The organism is Bradyrhizobium sp. Kon69, from assembly GCF_055807515.1.
This window is the reverse complement of sequence record NZ_JBVVOS010000103.1, coordinates 1-526: the sequence shown is the minus strand read 5'-3', so window position 1 is coordinate 526 and position 526 is coordinate 1. Positions and strand designations below refer to the sequence as shown.

The following is a 526-nucleotide window of genomic DNA, read 5'->3' as shown; positions in this document are numbered from 1 at the left end:
TACACCGACAGCCGTGGCGCCCAGGCGCGCCTGGAAATGTCGATCCTCAGCCAGGAGGCCCGTCTGAAGACCTGCCTCACCCGCCTGCAGGACACCGCCGAGCACCTCAACGACCAGGCAGCGCAGTCCAACACCCTGGCGCACAACAGCTCCAGCGGTCTGGAGCGCCAGCCGCCGAGGCGCTGAAAAACACCATGCCGGCCAGCGTGTTTTCGCGCTCTACCGAATGCCATAACCAGGACAAAGTGAGCATGGGCACCATCGCCGCCCGCGACGCTGTGCGCGTGCTGGAGCTGACCGAACAGGTGGCCGCCGCCACGTTGCTCGCCGCCCACCAGGGCGTGTGGTTGCGTGCCCAGGCCGAGGATGCCCGGCCGTTGCCACCGGCACTGGCAGCGATGCACGAAGAGCTGGCCAAGGACTTTGCGCCAGTCATTGAAGACCGCGCGCTGGAAGGCGAACTGCGCCTGTGCCTGCAACGCATTGCCGAGCAACACTGGAGGCTGCATGCGTAGCCCCGGCGTAC

2 protein-coding genes are annotated in these 526 nt (G+C 66.9%); both read left to right on the top strand.

The window, feature by feature from the left end; all coding sequences use genetic code 11:
- Positions 1-186 (top strand): hypothetical protein (locus AC0L3U_RS38395; RefSeq protein WP_473364960.1); only part of this gene is annotated, 186 nt, incomplete at its 5' end.
- 8 nt (positions 187-194) lie between these two features.
- The gene (locus tag AC0L3U_RS38390) at positions 195-515 is read left to right on the top strand and encodes an aromatic amino acid lyase (protein ID WP_473364959.1); all 321 of its coding nucleotides are present in this window, start codon (positions 195-197) and stop codon (positions 513-515) included.
- Positions 516-526: the final 11 nt, after the last annotated feature.

What these genes read in the sequence shown, in the direction of transcription:
- AC0L3U_RS38390 (WP_473364959.1), top strand. Translation starts at nt 195, where the DNA reads ATGCCGGCCAGCGTGTTTTCGCGCTCTACCGAATGCCATAACCAGGAC.